The sequence below is a fragment of the Streptomyces sp. BR1 genome (assembly GCF_052373795.1).
In the GTDB taxonomy this organism is placed as follows: Bacteria; Actinomycetota; Actinomycetes; order Streptomycetales; family Streptomycetaceae; genus Streptomyces.
In genome coordinates this window covers 128,107-150,024 of sequence record NZ_CM126252.1, presented here as the reverse complement: position 1 = coordinate 150,024, position 21,918 = coordinate 128,107, and the positions used below count along the sequence as shown (strand labels likewise).

Here is a 21,918-nt window from a genome sequence, read left to right as displayed (position 1 = left end):
CACGGATACTAAGTGTCCGAGATTGCGGAAGGTGCAGGTCATGAGTGAGACAGAAGACCGGTTACAGACAGCGCCGAGCACCGGTGCCACCAACTCCGGGCCACGCGCGGCCCCTTCGGCGGCCCAGGGGCGTACGGCTCTCGGCTTCGCCGCCGTCGCCCTGTTCGTGGCGGCGGCCAATCTGCGGCCCGCGATCGCGGCGGTGTCACCGCTGGTGGACCGGATCCGCGACGATCTGGGCCTGTCGGCGACCGGGGCGGCGCTGCTGACCACCATCCCGACGCTCGCGATGGGGCTGTGCGCGCCGCTGGCCGCGTCGGTCGGCCGTAAATGGGGGCTCTACCGGGGAGTCCTGATCGGGCTGTTCGTCGTCGGAGTCGCCACCGCCGCGCGCGGCCTCGGCCAGTCCACCTGGCTCCAGCTGTCCTGCGCGGCCGTGGTGGGCGGCGGAATCGCCGTCGCCCAGACCCTGTTGCCCGCCATCGTCAAAACGCGCTTCGCCGACCGGGCGGGCCTGGTCACCGGCATCTACACCGCGGGCCTCGGCCTCGGCGGCGCCGTGGCCGCCGGGGTCAGCGCCCCTCTCGCCGACGCCTTCGACTCCTGGCCGGGCGCACTCGCCTCCTGGGCCGTGCTCGCGGTCGCGGGCATCGTGCTGTGGTCGGCCGCCAAGAAGTCGCTCGGCCTGGAGCACATCGACGGCCCCAAGGGCCCGGCCACCTCGGGCCTGCCCTGGCGCTCCGCGCTCGCCTGGCGGATCACCGCACTGTCGGCGGGCAACTCCGCGCTCTACTACTGCGAACTGGCCTGGATCGCCCCGCTGTTGCACGACGACGGCGGACTCACCGAGTCCAAGGCCGGTTTCATGCTGACGGTGATGATCTCCATCCAGGTCGTGGCGATGCTCGGCGTCCCGGCCCTGCTCGGCGAGCGCGCCGACAAACGGCTGGGGCTCGCCGTCACGACCACGCTGACCGCCGTGGGCTTCGTGGGCTTCGGCTTCAGCCCCGGCACCGGCACCTGGCTGTGGGTCCTCGCCATGGGCATCGGACACGGCGGTCTGTTCACCCTGGTGCTCACCCTGCCCGTGGCGGCGAGCCGCGACATCGCCCAGGCGGGTCGCTTCAGCGCCATGGCCTTCTTCGTCGGATACGCGTGCGCGGCCGTCGGCCCTGTCGTCGTCGGCGGTCTGCGCGACGCCACCGGTGACTACCGGCTGGCCTTCGCCCTGCTGGCCGCGATCACGGCGCTGATGCTGGTGCCCATCGCCCGGCTCTCTCCGCACCAGATCGAAAAGGCCCAGCGCGCGGGCGACTGACCTGCCCCGTACCACCCGACGAGGACCCTGCCCACGGGCGGGGTCCTCGTGCCATGTCCGGCCCTCTTCCAGGGTGTTGAGCGATTCTGCGGCTCGCTCTCGACAGCCCTCGGTGACGCTGGTGACGGCAGCAACGCCGTACCGCGCCGATCCGATTCGAGAGGACGCGCATGGCCCACCGCAAGGCTCGTATCGCCATCGTGGGAGGAGGCATCGCCGGCCTGGTCACCGCCACCCTCCTGCACCGCACCGGTATCGACGTCCGGCTCTTCGAGCAGTCCCCGGCCTTCGGTGCGGTCGGCGCCGGCATCCAGCTCTCGCCCAACGGCGTCCGCGTCCTGCACCGCATCGGCCTCGCGGACGCGCTCACCGCCACCGCCGTCCCGGCCCGCTCCATCGAGACCCGGCGCTGGGACGACGCGAGCCCGATCGCCCAGGTGCCGCACGGCAACGCCTGCGGCCAACGGTTCGGCGCTCCCTACTACTTGATGCACCGCGCGGATCTGCAACGCTCCCTGCTCTCGGTGGCGCCCGGCGACATCGTCGAACTCGGCAAGGGCTGCACCCGGGTCATCGAGCGGCCCGACGGCGTCGAACTCCACCTCACCGACGGCTCCGTGGTCCGCGCCGATCTCGTCGTCGGAGCCGACGGGGTGCACTCCGCCGTGCGCAAGGCGGTCGTCGACGACCGGCCGCGCTTCTCGGGCTACGCCGTGCACCGGGGCCTCGTCCCGGCCGGTCTGGTGCCCTCCTTCCGCGACGACCCCCGGGTCCTGTTCTGGCTGGGGCCCCGGAGGCACGTCACGTACTACCCCATCGAGGCGGGCGACACCGTGCACTTCAGCGCCGTCGGTGCCACCGACCGCGCGCCCGCTCCCGCCGCCACCGGCGGCGCCGTCGAAGACCTCGACGCGGCCTTCACCGGCTGGCACGACCAGGTACGGGAGGTCGTCACGGCCGCCCGCTCGGTCACCCGCTGGGACCTGTACGACCGTGACATACCGCCGCGTTACGCCACCGACCGGATCGTCCTGCTCGGCGACGCCGCGCACCCGACCCTGCCGTATCTGTCGCAGGGCGCCAACCAGGCACTGGAGGACGCCGCCGTCCTCGCCCGCTGCCTGCTGGAGTGCGACCCGGGCAACTGGTCGCGGGCCCTGCGCCGTTACGAGGCGCTGCGCCTCCCGCGTACCGCCGAGGTCCACCGGCGGGCCAGGACCCTGGGCACCGCATTTCATCTCCCGGACGGCCCCGACCAGGCGGCCCGCGACCGTGCGATGGGCGCCGACCAGAGCCTGGCCCACCTGGACTGGCTGTACGGATACGACGCCGAGGCCCCTGACCCGTCGTCGCCGTCCCCCGCCCCGAGCCTCACCCAGAGGTTCTGACATGAGGAGAACCAACACCGTGCACGCCCTGCTGCGCCGGGTCACCCGGGGGAACGGCTTCTACATAGGCGAGCTCTTCCACGCCGCCGCGCGTCGCAACCCCACGACGCCCATCACGCTCGACCGTCCGCTCCAGTGGGCCCCCGACCGCGGCCTCGACTTCACCGTCGGCCAACTCGCCGACCAGATCGACGACTTGGCGGCCCGGCTGTGGGCCGCCGGAGTCAGGCCCGCCGACCGGGTCGCGCTCTACAAGACCGACAACTTCGACATCGCGCTGCTGGCCTGCTCGGCCGCGCGGATCGGCGCGGTCCCCGCGCTGCTCTCACCGGCCCTGGACGGGAGCGTGGCCCGCGAACTCCTCGCCCGCCTGGACCGGCCGTGGCTGCTCACCGACGGGGACATGCTCGCGGGGCAGCTGAGTGGGATGCCGCTGACCGACGTCGTACACACAACACTCCTGTCGGCCGGGAAGGCACCCGAACAGGGCGACGGCACCCTGTCGTTGGCCGACTACGCGGGCGCGCGTCGCCGCGATCCCGTCTTCCTCCACCCCCACCAGCCGTCCCTGATCACCCACAGCTCGGGCACGACCGGCATACCGAAGCTGGCCGTGCACTGCCCCGAGACGGGCTGGCACCGGCTGGTCCCGCAGAAGATCGTGGCCTGGCCGATCCGGGAGCGCGAGACCGCCGCGCTCTGCATGACGTTCGTCCACTCCCGCTTCTACCAGGGCCTCGCCATGTTCCTCGGCCACGGCAACCCGATGGTGATCGCCGTCGACCCGGACCCGGCGCACATCGGCCCGCTGTTCGCCCGGACCCGGCCCGGATACATCGAGACCCACCCCAACACGTATGTCGACTGGGAGGAGTTGGCCGAGGCCCCGGGCGCACCGCTGGCCGGCGTCCGTGTCTTCGGCGCCACCTTCGACGCCATGCACCCGCGCACCATCCAGCGCATGCTGGGGGCCTCGCGCCGCAACCGCCCGCTGTTCGTGCAGTTCTACGGGCAGTCGGAGATCGGGCCGATGGCCGGACGCTGGTACACCAAGCGCAGTGCCCACAAGGCGGACGGCCGGTGTGTGGGGATGCCGCTGCCGGGCTTCATCTCCCTGCGGGTCGTCGACGACACGGGCAAGCGGGTGGCGAGCGGACGCACCGGCCACCTCGAAGTACGCAGCCGCACCCGCATCCTCACCTACCTCGGCGAGGACGACCGCTACAAGAGCCAGCTCCACGACGGCTGGTGGCGCGTCGGCGACATGGGGCACGTCGACCGCTGGGGGCTGCTGCACCTCATGGACCGCGAGGTCGACCGGATCGGGACCATGGACAGCAACCTCGCGGCCGAGGACCTGCTGATGAGCCGTCTTGAGGAACTGCGCGAGATCGTGATCGTGGCGGGCCCGGACGGCGAACCCGTGCCCGTGGTGGCCACCCGGGGCGAGCGGCCCCTCGACCCGAGCCGATGGCAGCGGGCGACCTGGGACCTGCCCGCGATGGCCCCGTTCCGCCAGTTCCCCTTCGACGAGCTGCCCCGCACCTCCACCCGCAAGATCCAGCGCCCCGAACTCGCCCGGATCGTCCGGGAAACCCCACCCCCACCCATCGCGGCCGGACAGGGCCCGGGCAGCGAGGCGGGAGCATGACGATGGAGCACTCCGAGAACTTCGAGGACCGCCACCTCGCGGGCCGCCGGCTCATCGAGCTGATGACCGGCTTCTGGAAGACCCAGGCCATCTACATCGCCACCGAGCTCGGCCTCATCGACAAGATCGCGGCGACCGGCCGGGCCACGGGCGGTGAGCTCGCCCTGGAGACCGCGACCGACCCGGACGCGCTGAACCGGCTGCTGCTGTTCCTGGCCCGCCTTGACGTCGTCGTCGGCGACGAGCAGGAAGGTTACGCACTCACCCCGGTCGGTGAGCTGCTGCGCACCGACATCCGCGACTCGATGCGCGATCACGTCCGTATCTACGGCTCGCACTTCTACCCGGCGTGGGGCGCCCTGCCGCACGCCCTGCGCACCGGCCGCTCGGCGTTCTCGCATGTGTTCGGCAGCGAACTGTTCCCGTATCTCCAGCAACACCCCGAGACCTCACTGACGTACGAACGCGCCATGGTCGCGGGCACCCCGTTCTTCGCCGAGGTCGGCCGGGCCTTCGACTTCTCGGCGGCACGCCGGATCGTGGACGTCGCGGGCGGCCATGGCGCGCTGCTGCACGAGATCCTGACCCGCAACCCGGGCCCGCGCGCCGTCCTGTTCGACGCGCCGCACGTCATCGAGGAGTCCGCGGCCCATCCGATCGCCACCCACCACGCCGACCGGTGCGAACGCGTCCCCGGCAACTTCTTCGAAGCCGTACCGAAGGGCGGGGACGTCTATCTGCTCTCGCGCATCCTGCACTGCTTCGACGACGAGGCGTGCCGGCAGATCCTCACCAACTGCCGGCAGGCCATGAGCCCGGACGCCCGCCTCGTCATCGTGGAGCGCATCCTCGGCAAGGACGCCGGTTCGTCGCTGGCCGAGGGGTACAACATGCACATGCTGGTGGTGCTCGGGGGCGGTCGCGAGCGGGACGAGAACCAGTACCGCACGCTGCTCGACAAGGCGGGTTTCAGGGTGGCGGACATCCATCCGCTGCCTCTGGAAACCCACCTCGTCGTCGCCGCACCCCAATAGCCCCTTAGCTCAGCGGCTTCTCCAGGATCGCCTTGCGGTGGCTGAAGGTCTCGATCGAGTAGCGGCCGTGGTAGTTGCCCATGCCGCTCTCGCCGACGCCGCCGAACGGCAGGTCGGAGACGGTGAGATGGGCCAGCGGCAGGCCGATGCCGAGCCCTCCGGAGGAGGTTTCCTCGGCGAGGCGCCGCTTGGTGGTGTCCGACTCGGTGAAGGCGTACAGGGCGAGCGGCTTGTCGCGGTCGTTGATGAACCCGATGGCCTCGCCCAGGTCCTCGACCGTGACGATCGGAAGGACCGGGCCGAAGATCTCCTCCTGCATCACGGGGGACTTCGGGTCGACGTCGGCGAGGACGGTCGGGGCCAGGTACTTGGTGGCGCGGTCGCCCTGGCCGCCGATCACCACTCGGCCGGAGTCGAGCAGTGAGCTCAGCCGGTCGAAGTGGCGCTCGTTGACGATCCGGCCGTACTCGGCGGACGCCTGCGGGTCCGCCCCGTACAGCGCCTCGATGGCGGTGACCAGGGCGGGCTCCAGGGCGCGGGCCGTGGCGGGGTCGGTGAGGACGTAGTCGGGCGCGACGCAGGTCTGCCCGGCGTTGAGGAACTTGCCGGCCGCGAGGCGGGCGGCGACGGTGGCGATGTCGGCGTCGCGGTCGACGAACACCGGGGACTTTCCGCCCAGTTCGAGGGTGACCGGGGTGAGGTGCCGCACGGCGGCGGTCATCACGATCCGGCCGACGGCGCCGTTTCCGGTGTAGAAGATGTGGTCGAACCGCTCGGCCAGCAGCGCCGTGGTCTCCGGGATCCCGCCTTCCACGACAGCCACCGCGTCCGCGTCGAGATACTGCGGCAGCAGCCGCGCAAGCACTGCGGAGGTGGCCGGGGCCAGCTCGCTGGGCTTGGCGACCACCGCGTTCCCGGCGGCCAGCGCGCCGATCATCGGCGTGAGCAGCAGTTGCGCCGGATAGTTCCAGGGCGCGATGACCAGGACGACACCCAGCGGGTCGTACTGCGTCCGGGCCGTTGCCTCACCAAGGTGCGCCGGTACGGGCGCGGGTTCCGGGCGCAGCCACTCGGCGAGGTGGTCCAGGGTGTGGTCGATCTCCCGGACGGTGAAGCCGATCTCCGTGCGCTGCGCCTCGGCACTGCTCTTGCCCAGGTCCGCGTGGAGCGCGTCGACGAGCTCGCCGCCGCGCTCGGTCAGCATCTCGCGCAGTCGGCGCAGCTGCGTGGTGCGCCACTCGACGGGCTTGGTGCGGCCGGTACGGAAGGTGGCGCGCAGCCGGGCCACGGTGTCGGCGGGCTGCTCCGGGATGGTGTTCATGGTGCCTCGCTGCTGGGGACGCGTACCCGTCGGTCCGCGTCGGTGACGTCGAGCGATCAGCTCGATGTAAATGCCAACAGTTCATGGTGGAAAATAAATTCCCGCCGTGGGCGACCGATCGAGAACCGGGTTCATCCCACGTCCACGAGAAATTTCCTACCCGCCAGTAGACATCAGGCCAGAAGCTGATCATTGTTGGCCGTGACCATGTCAATGCCGTGCGGTCCGGGTACCCACCGACGCCCGGCGGGACTTCCCTGCTTCGTGACCGAGGAGCAACCACCCCCCATGCACCGCACCGCTTGGACCACGCGCGCCGTCGTCACGTTGGCCGCCGCGGCGACCGCCCTCATCGCCGTGCCCACCGCCTCCCAGGCCGCCCCGCGCACCGTCGAGGTCCAGTCCGCCGTGACTTCGGGGGCGATCACCGCGCCCAAGGGCGTCGACTACACGGCCTGGCTGCACGATGTCGGCTCGGTCGTGGACGTGGCCCGCCCCTACCTCAAGCAGCGCCTCGCCGCGTCGCCCGCCGGGGAGAAGCCCGCGATCGTCCTGGACATCGACAACACGTCGCTGGAGACGGACTTCCACCACTTCTGGACGTTCCCGACCCCGGCCATCCAGTCGATGCGCGACATGGTGCGGGAGGCGAACGCGGAGGGTGCCGCCGTCTTCTTCGTGACCGCCCGCCCCGGCATCATCGAGTCCCCCACCTCGTACAACCTCAAGGCGGTCGGCTACCCGGTCACCGGTCTGTACGTGCGTGACCTGGACGACCTGTTCGAGAACGTGAGCACGTACAAGACGGAGAAGCGGGCCGAGATCGAGGCGCGCGGCTACACGATCGTCGCCAACTTCGGCAACAACACCACCGACCTGGTCGGCGGCCACGCCGAGCGCACCTTCAAGCTCCCGGACTACGGCGGCAAGCTGTCCTGACCGTTCGCCCGAAAAGCAACAGGTGCCCCACGGCCGAGCCGTGGGGCACCTGTGTGTGTGGATCAGCCGAGTACGGGGAAGTTGCTGCGGAAGACGCCGCGCGGGTCGCGGCTGCGCTTGACCTCCTGGAGCCGGGCCAGCGCCTCCGGGGCGAAGGCGGCCGAGGCGGAGTCGCCGGGGGAGAGGTACGTGTAGGGCTTGCGGCCGCTCACGTATGAGCCGAGCGACTCGACCAGCGCCTCCTGGCGGGCGGCGATGGCGGCCGCGCGGTCCGGCGCGAACGGCACACCGAACATGGAGAGGGTGTACGGCTCGGTCAGCGGGCCCTGCGGGTTCCGCGTCGGCCGGGCGAACGCGCCGCCCAGGTGGCGGATGTGCACGCCGAACAGCGGGTCGATCGGCTCGGCGAGCAGCGCGGCGGCGACCTTGTCGTCCAGGTCGGTCAGCAGCTCGGCGCGGGTCGCGCTGGGCCCGGGCTCGGTGGGCTCACCGGTGATGGACCCGAGGTCGGCCACCGGGACCTCCCCGCGCGTGTCGGTGTTGGCGCCCTCGATCCCGTCGAGGAGGCGCAGCAGCTCCTTGCCCTCGGCCGCGTCGCCCAGGTAGGTGCTGTCGACCGTGACCAGCGAGGGCCCGTTCGGGATCTGCATCAGGTTGAACCAGGCGGTCAGCTCGTCGGGCGCCTCGGCGGTGATCCGGCGGAAGGCGTCCAGGACACGGGCGGCCTGGCTGCCGTGCCACACCACGCGCCCGCCGTAGAGCGCGGGCGCCGGGTGCAGGTTGTACTCGATCGCCGTGACCAGGGCGTAGTCGCCGCCACCGCCGCACAGCGCCCAGAAGAGCTCGGCGTCGGAGTCGGCGGTGACCCGGGCCCGGGCGCCGTCCGCGGTGACCACGTCGAAGGCGGTGACGCTGTCGGCGGCCCAGCCGAACTTGCGGCCGAACCAGCTGAGCCCGCCGCCCAGGGTGTAGCCGACGACGCTGACCAGCGGGGAGCTGCCGGGCACCCCGGTGAGACCGAGCGGCCCGGCCACCTCCTGCACCTGTCCGCCGAGCACACCGGCGCCTACGCGCGCGGTGCGGGCGGAGGCGTCGACGTGCAGCTCGTCGAGCTTGCCGGTGCGCAGCAGGATCACACCCTCCACGTCACCGCTGGCGCCCCGGCCGCCGGGCTGCGGCGCGACCGACAGACCGGCCGCGGCCGCGTACCGTACGACGGCCGAGACGTCGTCGGCGTCGAGGGCCTCGACCACCGCGGAGACGGGCTGCTGCACGGAGAGGTTCCAGGGCCGGCGTGCCTGGTCGAAGCCGTCGTCACCGGTCAGAAGGACGCGGCCGCGTACCTGGGAACGCAGCTCGGCGAGAGTCGTGCTCATGGTTCTTCCCTACTTCCTCGTCATGCGTGTGCCCCCGGAACTCACCGGCCGGCTTTCGCGATCACTTCCCTGACGGAACCGGAGCGGGAAATGTGACGGGAAGAGTGTCGGAAGTGGGCTACGCCTCTTCGTCGGCCTCGTCCCCGGGCGTGTGTGTCGCCAGGGGGCGCAGCTTCAGCCAGACCAGGAAGAACAGCCCGAGGGCGAGCATCCCGAGCCCGGTCCACAGGTTGATGTTGATGCCCTGGGCCTTCTTCAGATCGGCGTCGGATGGGCTGATCCCGGCGATCGTGACGATCACCCCGTACAGGGTGAACAGTCCGCCGATGATCCGGCGGATGTCGAAGAGCCGGGCCGCGGTGGCGGACTTCTTCTCCAACTCGGAGACTTCGCGCTGCAGTTCAGACATTTTGCGGGCCTTTGATCAGATCAGAGCGAGTAGGGCAGGTAGCAGAGCGCGGCGAGGACCACCGCTCCCCAGCCGAGCAGCGCGGGCTTGCGGTACCAGGCGTCGTCACCCTCGGCGGGCGGCTCCTCCAGACCCGGCGCGGTCGTCCCGTACACCAGACCCGCGAGCTCGGCCTCCGGCTTCGGCTCGGTGAAGAGGGTGACGACCACCATGACCAGCGCGCCGGCGGCGAAGCCGACGATCGCGGAGACGAAGTTGGCGCCCTGGTCGGTGGGGATGGAGATGACGCCCTGCTTGTAGATCCAGAAGTAGTTGAGCATCGCCGCCGTGGTGCCCGCGAGCAGTCCCCACACACCGGACTTCATCGAGGCCCGCTTCCAGAACATACCGATGACGAAGACCACGAACATCGGGACGTTGAAGAAGGAGAACAGGGTCTGGAGGTACCCCATGATGTTGGAGAACGACGAGGCGATGAAGGCCGTGCCGATCGAGGCCAGCACACCGACCGCCGTGATCAGCCGCCCGAAGCGCAGGTAGTACGCGTCCGGCCGGTCCTTGCGGACGTACTTGGCCCAGATGTCGTACGTGAACACGGTGTTGAAGGACGACACATTGGCCGCCATGCCCGCCATGAAGGCGGCGAGCAGACCGGTGACGGCGATGCCGAGCACACCGTTGGGCAGCAGCTCCTGCATCAGATACGGGATGGCGTCGTTGTACGTGAGGTCCGAGCCCGGGGTGCCGATCTTCGGGACGAGCACGGCGGCGACCAGGCCCGGGATCATCACCAGGAAGACGATGAACATCTTCGGGAACGCGGCGATCAGCGGGGTGCGCTGGGCGGCGCTGAGGTTCTTCGCGGACAGGGCGCGCTGGACCTCGGCGAAGTTGGTCGTCCAGTACCCGAAGGAGAGCACGAAGCCGAGCCCGAGGATGATCGTCAGCCAGTTGGCGCCCAGCGGGTTGGCCTGGCCGATGCCCGTACCGCCCCACGCGGTGAGGTAGTTGTGGCCGTGCGCGGACTCCAGGGAGTCGCTGAGCGCACCCCAGCCGCCGACCCGCTTGAGGCCGAGGACGACCAGGGGGATCAGGGCCGCGAGGATCACGAAGAACTGGAGCACTTCGTTGTAGATCGCCGAAGAGAGTCCGCCGACGGTGATGTACGCGAGCACGAAGAGCCCCGCGACGACGATGGCCACCCACTGCGGCCAGCCGAGCAGCGCCTCCACGACGATCGACAGGGCGTAGAGGTTCACGCCCGCGATGAGGATCGCGGCGAACGCGAACAGCGCCGAGCTGAGCAGATGTGCGGATTTGTCGAACCGCTGGAGCAGGAACTCCGGGACCGAGCGGACCTTCGAGCGGTAGTAGAACGGCATCATCACCAGGCCGAGGAAGACCATGGCCGGGATGGCGCCGATCCAGTACCAGTGGACGACGGCCACGCCGTACTGCGCGCCGGTGGCGGCCATGCCCAGGATCTCGGTCGCGCCCAGGTTGGCGGCGACGAAGGCGAGCCCGGTGACCCAGGCGGGCAGCGACCGCCCGGAGAGGAAGAAGTCGAGGCTGGTCTTCACGCTGGCGCGGGCGGCGAAGCCGATGCCCAGGACCACGACGAAGTAGATCGCCAGGATCGTGTAGTCGAGCCCGTTGGTGGGGAGCCGCAGTCCATCGGCCAGATATTGCATACGTACCCGCTTCGTCGCGCGAACTTGATCGGAACGGAACCTACGCCTCGATGGTCAGAACCTGAAGAGTTTTGTTGGGAATGTTTGTTGGATTGTGATCGAGCGCGCGGGGAGTGATGGGTCGGGTGTGAGCCGGTCCGGGCGCGGGGCGGCGGAACCTTGGCCCTCGCATGGGCCGTTCCATACCGGCCATGCCCTGGCCGTTCACCGTTTTGCCCCGCCCGATACACACACCGTCACTACTCATGGGGCACACCCCCCACCCCCGGTTCCACCTACGTCAGGGGAAACCCGTGAACCGCCGCTTCCTCCGGCTCGCCGCCACCTTCGGCGCGGTCGGCGCGCTCGCCGGAACGACCGTGCTCCAGGCCGGTGCCGCCCCCGCCAAGCAGCACGGTGCCGCCGCCCGGCACGTCCTGCTGATCTCCGTGGACGGCCTGCGCCAGGCCGACCTCGCCCGCTACACCGCGCAGCACCCGCAGTCCGCGCTCGCCCGCCTCGCACGCGGGGGAGTGCAGTACACCCACGCCGCCACCACCACGCCCTCGGACTCCTTCCCCGGGATGACCGCCCAGGTCACCGGCGGCGGCCCGGGCACCACCGGCGTCTACTACGACGACTCCTACGACCACACACTGCTCCCGGCCGGCACCACCGACTGCGCCCACACCAAGCCGGGTGCCGAGGTCGACCTCACCGAGGACCTCGACAAGGACAAGTCGGCGCTCGACGCCGGCCAGGGCCTCACCGGCCTGCCCGGCAGCATCCTGAAGATGACCGGCCGCCCGGGGACGCTGATCAACCCGGCCGCGCTGCCCGTCGACCCCAAGACCTGCAAGCCGGTGACCCCGCACGCGTATCTGCGGGTCAACACCGTCTTCGACGTGGCGCGCAAGGCGGGTCTGCGGACCGCGTGGTCGGACAAGCACGCCGCGTACGACATCCTCAACGGGCCCTCCGGCGACGGCATCCAGGACCTGTTCACGCCGGAGATCAACTCCGACGCCATCGGCTTCCCGAAGGGGACCGACTGGACCAAGGACAACCGGGCGACCGAGCAGTACGACCACTACAAGGTCCAGGCCGTCCGCAACGAGATCGACGGCTACGACCACAGCGGCACCCACCGCACCGGCACCCCGGCGGTCTTCGGCCTCAACTTCCAGTCCGTCTCGACCGCCCAGAAGCTGCCGTCCTCCGACGGCCTCAAGGGCGGTTACGCGGCCAAGGACGTGCCCGGGCCGCTGGTCGCCAAGAACCTCGACTTCGTCGACACCGAAATCGGCTCGCTGGTCGCCGAGTTGAAGGCGCGCCACCTCGACGGCAGCACCACCGTCATCCTCTCCGCCAAGCACGGCCAGTCGCCCGCCGACCCCACCGCGCTCACCCGCGTCGACGACGGCCCGCTCGTCGACGGCCTCAACGCGGCCTGGAAGAAGGCGCACCCGGGCGCGGGCGACCTCGTCGCGCACAGCGCGGACGACGACGCCTTGCTGCTGTGGCTGGGCGACCGCTCGCAGGCCGCCGCCGAGTTCGCCAAGACGTATCTGCTGGCGCAGCACGGCACCGGCACGGACATCGACGCCAAGCCCAAGGCGTTCACGCGCGGCGGTCTGGCGACGGTGTACGCGGGCGCCGCGGCGGCCCGCCACTTCGGTGTGCGCCCCGGTGACTCCCGTGTCCCGGACGTCTTCGGCGTGGCCCAGTACGGCGTCGTCTACACCGGCGGCACCAAGAAGATCGCCGAGCACGGCGGCGCCGCCCCCGACGACGTGAACGTCCCGCTGGTCGTCTCCGGCGCGGGCGCTCCGGCGGGCGTGCGTGACGCGGCACACGTCCACACCACCCAGATCGCCCCGACCATCCTGGCCCTGCTCGGCCTGGACCCGCGCGACCTGGCGGCCGTACGCCAGGAGCACACGCGGGTGCTGCCGTTGCGCAGTGGCGCGACCCACCGTTGAAATGACGTGAGTTCACGCTCATAGCGTCACGGGCGTGCGCAGACGTTCTATCGCCGTGGCCGTCGTCGCGAATTGCGCGGCGGCCGCGTGCTTTTTCACTTTGCCCATGCGCTGGGCGAATTCCTGGGCGGTGAGCCAGTTCGACAAAATGGTGTCGAGTTCGATGAGGCTCACGTTCTGCGACTTGAGCGTATTGATCACGGACTTCATGCGGTCGATCATGGGGCCATGACGAGCCCACGCAGCAGAAGAGCCCAGTTGTTCATCGACGCCGAGCGGGACAGCCGGTTCAGCAGCAGTGCCACCGTCGACGAGCGGACCATGCTGGTCGACTTCCTGGCAGCTCAGCGCACGACGCTGGAGCTGAAGTGCGCCGGTCTGGAAGCGGAATTGTCCCGGCGTTCGGTGGCTCCCTCCACGCTGTCGCTGCTGGGGCTCGTACGCCATCTCGCCGATGTCGAACGCCGGTGGTTCCGGCAGGTCCTGGCAGGGCAGGACGCGCCGCTCCGCTTCTCCTCGGCGGCGAACCCCGACGGGGACTTCGACGACGCGGTGGCCGACCCGGCCGTCGTCGCGGAGGCGTGGGAGGCGTGGCGGGCCGAGGTGGCGTTCGCGGAGAAGTTCGTCGCCGAGGCGCCCGATCTCGACGTCGCGGGCGAGGACGCCTGGCGCGGCCCGGTGTCGCTGCGCTGGGTCGTCATCCACATGATCGAGGAGTACGCCCGGCACAACGGCCACGCCGATCTGCTGCGCGAGCGGATCGACGGAGCGCGCGGGATGTGACCGAGTGGCGGTGCTGTGACCACGCTGGACGGTCTCACCGCCGGATTCCGCGGTTGCACAGTAAGGAGTCCTGTCGCCATTGCCCGTGTCATATGTTGTCGATCAACGGGCCACTAGCCCGAGGCACTTGGGACGTGCTTGAGCGGGGCCTGGGCCGAGGTCGGCCACGGGGGCCTGTGCGATGACGATGACGAAAGGCGCACTTGATGACCATCACTGCCGCAGAGAGCTTCGAGGCCGTGTACCGGGGCGAGGGCGCGTTCGCGCTGCCGCCGTGGGACATCGGCGAGCCGCAGCCCGAGTTCGTCCGCATCGTCGAGGCCGGGGATGTCAAGGGGCGGGTTCTCGACGCGGGGTGCGGGACCGGCAGCCTGGCCCTCTACCTGGCACGTCAGGACCTTGACGTGGTGGCGCTCGACTTCTCGCCGACGGCCGTCGAGTCGGGCCGCCGCAAGGCGGCCGACCAGGGCGTGGACGTCGAGTTCGGCGTGGCGGACCTGTCGGCCGTGGAGGGTTACGACGCCGAGTTCGACACCATGCTGGACTGCGCCCTGCTGCACGCGCTGGAGGAGCCGGAGCGCGGGCGCTACATCCGTGAGCTGTACCGGATGGCGCGGCCGGGCGGCGTCGCGCACATCCTCACGTTCTCCGAGCGCGTCCCCGACTTCGTCGAGGTCGTCAAGGGCATCGGCCCGCACCGGGCCACCAAGGACGAGCTGCACGGCGAGTTCACGGCGGCGGGCTGGGACGTGCTGTCGATCGAGGAAGGCACCATCGTCGGGCAGATCGCCGTCACGGAGATGGCCTCCGAGCTGGGCGCCGAGGTCACCACCCGGATCGACCTGCCGTCCTGGCTGCTGAAGGCCCGGCGCCCGCTGTAGCCGCGCGCATGGCTGCGTAATGTCCGAAATGATCCTTCAGGGTCACTTTCTTGCTTATTTCGCTAATGATGCCACTGCGGGTGAATACGTAAATTAGGCGGCATTTACGTGCCGCTTGCCGGGGCGTTGTTTTCGGCCCGGGAAAGTGAAGTGGGTCACGTGGTCGGTCGCAGGCCCAAGGTCGGCGGCCGACCAATTCCCTTTGCGGCGAAGGCGAGTTGAGGATTCCGGTCGGGCGCGTGCGGGGCGCCTGTCTTGCAGTGGATCTTTATCTGATATGGCGCGGTGAATTCGGTCCTTGTTTCTCCCGGACCTATTCGCTTACGGTCACGGCTAAATCCGGATGGACCGCCGAATCCTGCCGCCGTCCGGATACCTCCCACACACGAATGGCAGGAGCGGGGGACCCAAGTAGGCCGCCGGTCCGGTTTCCGGAACGGCTCGGGGTCAAGCCGCGTGCGCCGCGGCCGGGCATCTCCTGCCCGAACCCGACAGCTCACCTCGCAGGCGAAGGAGAGGAATTCGCCATGGCCGCAAAGGGTAAGCACCGCCGACCCAAGTCCAACTCCCTTACCCGTGGCCTCGCCGCCGCCGGTACGGGGGGCGCCGCGCTCGTCATCCCCGTGATGGGTGCGACCACCGCCGGTGCCGCACCCGCCGTGACGTACTCCGCCCCCACGATGAAGGCGTCGGTCCTCGCGGCCGCCAAGCCGGCCGTGGTGAAGGCCGTGGCGAAGAGCGCCCCCACCAGCTACTCGGTCGTCGCCGGTGACTCGCTCGCCAAGATCGCCCACGACCTCGATGTGAGCGGCGGCTGGAAGGCGCTCTACCAGGACAACCGCCAGGCCATCGGCGGCGACCCGACCATGATCCACCCCGGCCTCACGCTCACGATCGGCAAGCAGGCCCAGACCTCGGCCACCGCCGACCGCGCGGCCACCACCACCCGCGCCGACCGCTCCGCGCGCTCGACCACCCTCACCCAGGCCACCGCCGCCGTCGCGAAGACGACGTCGTACGCGAACAACCTCGACGGGTGGATCCGGCAGTCGCTGGACATCATGGCCCAGCACGGTATCCCCGGCAGCTACGACGGTATCTACCGCAACGTCATGCGCGAGTCGTCGGGCAACCCGCTGGCCATCAACAACTGGGACTCCAACGCCGCCGCCGGAATCCCGTCCAAGGGCCTCCTCCAGGTCATCGACCCCACCTTCCAGGCTTACCACGTGCCCGGCACGTCGACGGACAGCTACGACCCCGTCGCCAACATCACCGCCGCGTGCAACTACGCGGCGAGCCACTACGGGTCGATCGACAACGTGAACGGCGCCTACTGACCGGACCCCGGGCAACAGGTCACCTTCCTCGCCACTTCGTCGGGGCGATACCCCCCGGGGTACGCTGGCACGGATGCGCAGCGAGGAAGGACCGCCCATGGCCAGGACCGTCGACGAGGAAGCCACCACCGCCGTACTGAACCGGCTGCGCCGTGCCCAGGGGCAGCTCGCCGGTGTCATCGCCATGATCGAGGCCGGGCGCGACTGCAAGGACGTCGTCACGCAGCTCGCCGCCGTGTCCCGCGCGCTCGACCGCGCGGGATTCAAGATCGTGGCCAGCGGTATGCGCCAGTGCATGGCGGCGGCGGACGGCGAGACCCCGCCGATGACCGAGGCCGAACTCGAACGCCTCTTCCTCGCGCTCGCCTGACGGGGAGGGGGCGCAGCGGTCGGCCCGGTCCGCTTCGGCGAAGTGCCGTGACATCACGGCGAGTTGTCACTGTTCGCGATGCACCCGCAGCATCGGCACCTCGAACGACATCTCCGATACGCCGGGTTGTGGCGGTGGGTGGTAACGGCCCGCGCAGACCGACAGGTTGACGATGAGGTGGGCCCGCCAGTGCCGGCCCACTCCGCGCTGATCGGAGAAGACAGCCGCACCGTTCACCCACCAGGTGACCGACCCCGCGCCGAACTCCACCCGTAGGTCGACGAGGCCGCCGGGGCGGACGGCCGGGTCGCGGTGGTAGTGGTGCGCGCCTCTGACGTGGTTGGACAGCTCCAGCAGATCCGGGTTGTCCGGGTGGTACTCGAACACGTCGATCTCCTGGCCGCCGTCCCGCCAGGTCCAGATCGCGGGCCACGCCCCCAGCTCCTGCGGGAGCCGTACGCGTGCGTCGAGTACGTCCCCGGCGCACACCATGAAGTCCTCGTCGCCGCCTTCCGTGGTCAGCAGTCCCGTACTCCACGTCCCCTCGGGGCGGCGCCGTGCCCGGAAGGTTCCGGTGCGGCTGTAGGAGGGGTCGGCGACCAGGTGGTCCAGCTTGTCGTCGCCGGGGTTGACCGGACCGCCGTCCGGATACGCCCAGGAGCGGCCCGCGACCCACTGTGCGGGCGAAGCGAAGTCGGCGGTGAAGAGCACGGCCACACTCTGGCACGAACCGGGCACGCTCCGGCACGAAGCGGCGCCCAGGCCCGCCGAGCACCCCCTGCGGTGTGCTTTACGTAAGCAAATATGTGATGTCACCGTTCGAAAACTTGGGCAATGGGCGGCGAAGTTCCATGGTGCTCCAGGTGAAAATTGAGCATTTGCTGTACGGGGCGACCCTGCCGTGCTACTGTTGATCCAGTTGCAGTTGTGGTTCCCAAAAACTTCAAGTGCCTTGACGGTCTTCTTCCGTCGGGCACTTTTGTATTTCCGGTGCTTTTCCGGACGGGGCAATCATCACGGCGACGCCGGGGTCCGCACAGTGTGGACCTCTGGGCACTGCCCCGAAGGAGATATGACATGGCTACTGGCACCGTGAAGTGGTTCAACGCGGAAAAGGGCTTCGGCTTCATCGAGCAGGAGGGTGGCGGCCCGGACGTGTTCGCCCACTACTCGAACATCGCCACCTCCGGCTTCCGTGAGCTCCAGGAAGGCCAGAAGGTGAACTTCGACGTCACGCAGGGCCAGAAGGGCCCGCAGGCGGAGAACATCGTCCCCGCCTGACGCGTTTGACGCTCAGATTTGACGCAGCTGGGGCCCGCACCTTGTGTACGGGCCCCAGCTCGTTGCTGTCTGCGGGACCGTGCCCGCCGCGCCGTGAACGGCGCCTCGCACACTGCACGGATCACATGACGCCGACCCGGGCTCCGTTCCCGGCTCCGGCCTCGTATTCGTTTTTTCTTTCGGCTCGTTCTTGCGATTCCCAGGCCGTTGTTCCGGTCGCGAATTCCTCGATACGTGCCATATCGAGGAAGGTTCTCCTTTGAACCGTTCAGCTCGCACGAATGACCGTTCCTTCGGCGCCCGCAAGGGCGGTGGCCCGGCCGGTTCCGACCGGGGCGCGCGCTTCCGTCCGCAAGCCTCCGGGCGCTCCGGTGCCCCCGGTGGCCGTGGCCGTCGTACGACCGCCCCGCAGGGTGAGTTCGCGGCGCCCGACACCCTCACCCCCGCGCTGCCCGCCGTCGAGACGTTCGCCGAGCTGGACATGCCGGCCGAGCTCGTGAAGACGCTCACCGACCTCGGCGTGGACACCCCGTTCCCGATCCAGGCCGCCACGCTGCCGAACTCGCTCGCCGGTCGCGACGTACTAGGCCGGGGACGCACCGGATCCGGCAAGACCCTCGCCTTCGGCCTGGCGCTCCTCGCCCGTACGGCAGGAAAGCGCGCCGATTCCAAGCAGCCGCTGGCCCTGGTCCTCGTCCCCACCCGGGAGCTGGCCCAGCAGGTCACCGACGCGCTCACGCCGTACGCCCGCTGCCTGAAGCTGCGCGTGGCCACGGTCGTCGGCGGTATGTCGATCGGCCGCCAGGCCGGTGCGCTGCGCTCCGGCGCCGAGGTCGTCGTCGCGACGCCCGGGCGCCTGAAGGACCTCGTCGAGCGCCGTGACTGCAAGTTGGACCGGGTGAACATCACCGTCCTCGACGAGGCCGACCAGATGGCCGACATGGGCTTCATGCCGCAGGTCACCGAGCTGCTCGACCTGGTGCGTCCCGACGGTCAGCGGATGCTGTTCTCGGCCACGCTCGACCGCAACGTGGACCTGCTGGTCCGCAGGTACCTCCACGACCCGGTGGTCCACTCCGTCGACCCGTCGGCCGCGGCCGTCACGACGATGGAGCACCACGTGCTCCAGGTGCACAGCGCCGACAAGTACGCCACGGCCACCGAGATCGCCGCCCGCGAGGGCCGGGTGATCATGTTCCTGGACACCAAGCACGCCGTCGACCAGTTCACCAAGCATCTGATGAGCAGCGGTGTACGGGCGGCCGCGCTGCACGGCGGGAAGTCCCAGCCGCAGCGCACGCGCACCCTGGCCCAGTTCAAGGACGGGCACGTCACCACACTGGTGGCGACCAATGTCGCGGCCCGGGGCATCCACGTGGACAACCTCGACCTGGTCGTCAACGTGGATCCGCCGACCGACCACAAGGACTATCTGCACCGCGGCGGCCGTACCGCCCGCGCCGGTGAGTCCGGCAGCGTGGTGACGCTGGTGCTGCCCAACCAGCGCCGGGAGATGAGCCGCCTGATGTCCGACGCCGGTATCCGGCCGCAGGTCACCCAGGTCCGCTCGGGCGAGGCCGAGCTGAGCCGTATCACCGGCGCCAAGAAGCCTTCGGGTGTCCCCATCGGGGGCGCGGCGCCTCTCACTGATCGCCCCAAGCGCGGCGGCGCCCCGTTCCGGGGCATGGGCACCACGCCGGGCCGCTCGGGCGGCTCGCGCCGTACCACCGAGGCCCAGCAGCTCGCCGAGGCGCGCAAGGCGGCCCGGGTCCGGCGCTCGGCGTAGCGCTGTGAGCGTCACGCCGAACGCCGGGGGCCGCTCAGGGGGTGGGGGTGTGCGTCGGCGGGGCCGTCGGGTAGGTCTCGCCGAGCAGGGCGTCGAACAACGTCGTGACCTCGTGCTCGGTCAGCCCCTGCTCCTTGGCCTGGCGCATCCACTCCCCGAGCCCGGCCCGCAGCGGTGACTCCGGCGCGGTCTGCGGGGTGGCCAGGGAGCGGGTGATGAACGTGCCCGCGCCCTGACGCACTTCGACCAGGCCGGAGCGCTCCAGCTCCCGGTAGGCCTTGAGGGTGGTGTTGGGGTTGACCTTCGTGGTGGCGGCGACCTGCGCCGCGGTGGGCAGCTTGTCGCCCTCGGTCAGTGCCCCCATGCGCAGCGCCTGCTCCACCTGATGCACGATCTGCAGATACGCGGGCAGGCCGCTGCGGCGTTCGATGCGGAAGACGACCACGGTGCCGCGTCCTCAGAGCGCCCGGCGGCGGGTCCGCCACAGGACGAGGGCGACGAGCACCGCGCTCGCCATCAACAGGACGGCGGCCGCGGTCCACTGCAGGGTCGCCATCTGGTCGTAACCGAAGTACTCCCAGACGGAGTTGACGATGCCCTTCTGGGCGCGGCAGGTGTCCGCGTCCGCGTTGACACAGGTGCCGTACCCGTAGAGCTTGCCGGACGCGGTGCCGACCCACTGGTCGATCTGGGCCACGTCGGTGGGCACCGGCGGGTCGGCGTGGAGCGGGAACGCGATCCGGCGCGGGGTGGCGAGGTGGGGCTTGACGTAGTCGAAGAGGACCGCGAAGGCGTACGAGCCGAAGAACGTCAGGGTCATCGCGGTCACCACCCGGCGCACCAGGGCTCCGACGGCGAGGCCGAGCGCCATGGTGAAGAACGCCGTCGCGACCAGCATGGGGCCGGTGGTGGTCAGCACCGGACCGGTGTACCAGTCGGCGGAGATGAACGGGTGGGCCGCGCGCCAGTACCAGGTCAGCATGGCGCCGAGCACACCGGTCGTCACCGCGGCGAGCCCGAAGGCGAAACCCAGCTTCCAGCGCAGCCAGCGCATCCGGGGCACCGACTGGGTGGTCACCAGACGCGCGGTGCCCTGCTCCTGGTCGGCGGCGACGAGCGGGGCGGCCAGGAAGACGCCGAGCAGCAGCGGCAGAGCGGACACATACCCGGTGATGTCGTTGAAGGTGTTCCCGGTGCGCTCGCGCAGAGCCGGGTCGATGGCGTCGACGGACGTGCCCGGCCACCCGGCCGCGTGCATGTTGTCGAGCATCGTGCCGCGCTCGTACGCGATCCAGAGCGAGCCGAGCACGGTCGCCGCGATACAGAAGAGCAGCGGCACCCGGTGCTGGCGGGCCATGAGCCAGGCCAGTCCGCGCAGCCTGCGGGGCTTGGCGGGGGCATCCGTCCGGTCGACGGCGGGGCGGGTGAGCGTGCTCATGCGGCGTAGTCCTCTCGGTGGCGGGGAGCGGCGGCCGGGGACAGCAGCGCGGGTGCCTCGGGGTTGCGGAGGTAGGCGAGCAGCACTTCTTCCATACCGGGTTCGGAGAGCTGCCAGTCGCCGGCCAGCCGCCCTTCATGGCGGACCATGGCCGTGAACTGCCGTCCAGCGGTGCGGACTTCGATCGCGGTGTGGGTGGCCAGGGCGGCGGGCAGTCGGCCGTCCTCGGTGACGCCGGTGACCAGGGTGTGCATCGGCACCAGTTCGTCCGTCTCACCGGCCATACGGATGCGGCCACCGGCGAGGACCAGGAGGTAGTCGCACATGTGCTCAAGCTCGCTGAGCAGATGGGAGGACATCAGGACCGTGGTGCCGCGCTCGGCGGCCTCGGCCATGAGCAGCGAGCTCATCTCGTCGCGGGCGAGCGGGTCGAGATCGGCCATCGGCTCGTCCAGGAGCAGCAGATCGGGCCGCTTCCCGAAGGCGAGCGCGAACGCGACGCGGGTGCGCTGACCGCCCGAGAGGCTGCCGACGCGGGCGTCCACGGGGATCTGTCCGCCGCGCACGATCCGCTCGGCCGCCGCCCGGTCCCAGCCCGGGTTGAGCTCCTGGCCGAGCCGCAGGGTCTCGGCCACCGTGAACCGCTTGAACAGCGGTTTGTCCTGGCCGAGATAGGCGTAACGGGGCAGCGCCTCGGGCGAGTCGGCCGGGACGCCGAAGATCCGCAGCTCGCCGGTGGTCGGCTCGGTGAGCCGGGTGGCCAGGCTGAGGAGGGTGCTCTTGCCGGCGCCGTTGGGCCCGACCAGGCCGCAGATGCGCCCGGCCGGAATCCGGAAAGAGCAATCCTTAAGCGCCCAGCCCCGACGGTATTTCTTCCCCAGCCCACGGGCCTCCAGGGCCCACTGGGTATCGGCCGCGCCAGGAGCGGTCATGCCTCGCACGCTTTCCCCC

21 protein-coding genes and 1 riboswitch are annotated in these 21,918 nt (G+C 70.1%); of the genes, 12 read left to right on the top strand and 9 right to left on the bottom strand.

The genetic code is table 11. The features are described 5' to 3' along the window. Positions 1-40: 40 nt before the first annotated feature. From ACT1U9_RS00655 to ACT1U9_RS00640, 4 genes are all read left to right on the top strand, one after another. Positions 41-1,318, top strand: coding sequence for an MFS transporter (locus ACT1U9_RS00655; RefSeq protein WP_444536381.1), 1,278 nt, complete (start codon positions 41-43; stop codon positions 1,316-1,318). Between the two features lie 170 nt (positions 1,319-1,488). Next, positions 1,489-2,706 (top strand): FAD-dependent monooxygenase, encoded by a 1,218-nt coding sequence (locus ACT1U9_RS00650; RefSeq protein WP_444536380.1) that lies wholly within the window; start codon positions 1,489-1,491, stop codon positions 2,704-2,706. 1 nt (position 2,707) lies between these two features. Beyond that, on the top strand, positions 2,708-4,357 hold the full coding sequence (locus ACT1U9_RS00645) for a class I adenylate-forming enzyme family protein (protein WP_444536379.1): 1,650 nt from the start codon (positions 2,708-2,710) through the stop codon (positions 4,355-4,357). Next, entirely contained in the window at positions 4,354-5,391 is a 1,038-nt protein-coding gene (locus tag ACT1U9_RS00640; RefSeq protein WP_444536378.1) for a methyltransferase, read from the top strand. The genes ACT1U9_RS00645 and ACT1U9_RS00640 overlap by 4 nt, the downstream gene beginning before the upstream one ends. A 4-nt stretch (positions 5,392-5,395) precedes the next feature. Here the strand turns inward: ACT1U9_RS00640 and ACT1U9_RS00635 are convergent, their stop codons facing one another. After that, complete coding sequence (locus ACT1U9_RS00635; RefSeq protein WP_444536377.1) at positions 5,396-6,712, bottom strand: aldehyde dehydrogenase family protein; 1,317 nt, start codon at positions 6,710-6,712, stop codon at positions 5,396-5,398. 288 nt (positions 6,713-7,000) lie between these two features. Between ACT1U9_RS00635 and ACT1U9_RS00630 the strand changes: the two genes are divergently transcribed. Then, positions 7,001-7,651, top strand: a complete 651-nt coding sequence (locus ACT1U9_RS00630; RefSeq protein WP_444536376.1) for an HAD family acid phosphatase — start codon at positions 7,001-7,003, stop codon at positions 7,649-7,651. 62 nt (positions 7,652-7,713) lie between these two features. On the opposite strand, the gene ACT1U9_RS00625 is transcribed toward ACT1U9_RS00630, so the two are convergent. The 3 genes from ACT1U9_RS00625 to ACT1U9_RS00615 all read right to left on the bottom strand — a co-directional run bounded on the left by ACT1U9_RS00625 (position 7,714) and on the right by ACT1U9_RS00615 (position 11,127). Further along, positions 7,714-9,027, bottom strand: a complete 1,314-nt coding sequence (locus ACT1U9_RS00625; RefSeq protein WP_444536375.1) for an FAD-binding oxidoreductase — start codon at positions 9,025-9,027, stop codon at positions 7,714-7,716. 118 nt (positions 9,028-9,145) lie between these two features. Continuing rightward, on the bottom strand, positions 9,146-9,436 hold the full coding sequence (locus ACT1U9_RS00620; RefSeq protein WP_444536374.1) for a hypothetical protein: 291 nt from the start codon (positions 9,434-9,436) through the stop codon (positions 9,146-9,148). 20 nt (positions 9,437-9,456) lie between these two features. Then, entirely contained in the window at positions 9,457-11,127 is a 1,671-nt protein-coding gene (locus ACT1U9_RS00615) for a sodium:solute symporter family protein (RefSeq protein WP_444536373.1), read from the bottom strand. Positions 11,128-11,420: 293 nt separating this feature from the next. Here ACT1U9_RS00615 and ACT1U9_RS00610 point away from each other — a divergent pair, with 293 nt between their 5' ends. Continuing rightward, positions 11,421-13,088: an alkaline phosphatase family protein gene (locus ACT1U9_RS00610; RefSeq protein ID WP_444536372.1), complete on the top strand. Its 1,668-nt coding sequence runs from the start codon at positions 11,421-11,423 to the stop codon at positions 13,086-13,088. An 18-nt stretch (positions 13,089-13,106) separates the two neighbouring features. Here ACT1U9_RS00610 and ACT1U9_RS00605 read toward each other — a convergent pair whose 3' ends face one another. Further along, a complete protein-coding gene (locus tag ACT1U9_RS00605) occupies positions 13,107-13,310 on the bottom strand; it encodes a hypothetical protein (protein WP_444536371.1) in 204 nt (67 codons plus the stop codon). 6 nt (positions 13,311-13,316) lie between these two features. Here ACT1U9_RS00605 and ACT1U9_RS00600 point away from each other — a divergent pair, with 6 nt between their 5' ends. From ACT1U9_RS00600 to ACT1U9_RS00585, 4 genes are all read left to right on the top strand, one after another. Then, a complete protein-coding gene (locus ACT1U9_RS00600; RefSeq protein WP_444536370.1) occupies positions 13,317-13,871 on the top strand; it encodes a DinB family protein in 555 nt (184 codons plus the stop codon). Between the two features lie 206 nt (positions 13,872-14,077). Then, a complete protein-coding gene (locus ACT1U9_RS00595; protein WP_444536369.1) occupies positions 14,078-14,752 on the top strand; it encodes a class I SAM-dependent methyltransferase in 675 nt (224 codons plus the stop codon). A gap of 339 nt (positions 14,753-15,091) precedes the next feature. After that, positions 15,092-15,275: riboswitch (cyclic di-AMP (ydaO/yuaA leader) on the top strand. A gap of 4 nt (positions 15,276-15,279) precedes the next feature. After that, positions 15,280-16,092, top strand: a complete 813-nt coding sequence (locus ACT1U9_RS00590; RefSeq protein WP_444536368.1) for a transglycosylase SLT domain-containing protein — start codon at positions 15,280-15,282, stop codon at positions 16,090-16,092. 73 nt (positions 16,093-16,165) lie between these two features. Continuing rightward, on the top strand, positions 16,166-16,462 hold the full coding sequence (locus ACT1U9_RS00585; protein ID WP_444536367.1) for a metal-sensitive transcriptional regulator: 297 nt from the start codon (positions 16,166-16,168) through the stop codon (positions 16,460-16,462). 66 nt (positions 16,463-16,528) lie between these two features. Here the strand turns inward: ACT1U9_RS00585 and ACT1U9_RS00580 are convergent, their stop codons facing one another. Further along, positions 16,529-17,173, bottom strand: coding sequence for a beta-glucanase (locus tag ACT1U9_RS00580; RefSeq protein WP_444536366.1), 645 nt, complete (start codon positions 17,171-17,173; stop codon positions 16,529-16,531). Positions 17,174-17,539: 366 nt separating this feature from the next. Between ACT1U9_RS00580 and ACT1U9_RS00575 the strand changes: the two genes are divergently transcribed. After that, positions 17,540-17,743 (top strand): cold-shock protein, encoded by a 204-nt coding sequence (locus ACT1U9_RS00575; protein ID WP_142215547.1) that lies wholly within the window; start codon positions 17,540-17,542, stop codon positions 17,741-17,743. A 259-nt stretch (positions 17,744-18,002) separates the two neighbouring features. Next, complete coding sequence (locus ACT1U9_RS00570) at positions 18,003-19,529, top strand: DEAD/DEAH box helicase (RefSeq protein WP_444536365.1); 1,527 nt, start codon at positions 18,003-18,005, stop codon at positions 19,527-19,529. A 34-nt stretch (positions 19,530-19,563) separates the two neighbouring features. On the opposite strand, the gene ACT1U9_RS00565 is transcribed toward ACT1U9_RS00570, so the two are convergent. Genes ACT1U9_RS00565 through ACT1U9_RS00555 form a run of 3 tightly spaced genes read right to left on the bottom strand, consistent with a single transcriptional unit; the run spans position 19,564 to position 21,899 of the window. Beyond that, positions 19,564-19,974 (bottom strand): GntR family transcriptional regulator, encoded by a 411-nt coding sequence (locus ACT1U9_RS00565; protein WP_444536364.1) that lies wholly within the window; start codon positions 19,972-19,974, stop codon positions 19,564-19,566. 12 nt (positions 19,975-19,986) lie between these two features. Beyond that, on the bottom strand, positions 19,987-20,967 hold the full coding sequence (locus ACT1U9_RS00560; protein WP_444536363.1) for an ABC transporter permease: 981 nt from the start codon (positions 20,965-20,967) through the stop codon (positions 19,987-19,989). Next, entirely contained in the window at positions 20,964-21,899 is a 936-nt protein-coding gene (locus tag ACT1U9_RS00555; RefSeq protein ID WP_444536362.1) for an ABC transporter ATP-binding protein, read from the bottom strand. The genes ACT1U9_RS00560 and ACT1U9_RS00555 overlap by 4 nt, the downstream gene beginning before the upstream one ends. Positions 21,900-21,918: the final 19 nt, after the last annotated feature.